1 protein-coding gene is annotated in these 254 nt (G+C 39.8%); it reads right to left on the minus strand.

Annotated elements, in window-relative coordinates:
- Positions 1-44: 44 nt before the first annotated feature.
- Positions 45-254: hypothetical protein (locus tag FLQ44_RS22870; RefSeq protein WP_206209133.1), on the minus strand; the 210-nt coding region annotated here is incomplete at its 5' end.

Here is a 254-nt window from a genome sequence, read left to right on the forward strand (position 1 = left end):
TACGCAATGGTTATGCGAGAACCCACACAAACTAGACTTGGTATCTATTGCATAATTTCAGGAATTTGGGTGAGTAAATTTGCTCCAAGCTTGGTTTTTAGTTCATTCAAATCATTGCTGTCATTGATTTGTTGTAAGCTTGGTGCATAGAGGGTGGCATTACCATTTTGAATAGTCTCGAGAATTTTCCCCCAAACACGCTCATTGGGTAAATCCACTGCAACAATATTGGCTTTCCATTGAGCTAACCACGT

The sequence above is a fragment of the Vogesella mureinivorans genome, from assembly GCF_007644035.1.
GTDB lineage: Bacteria > Pseudomonadota > Gammaproteobacteria > Burkholderiales > Chromobacteriaceae > Vogesella > Vogesella mureinivorans.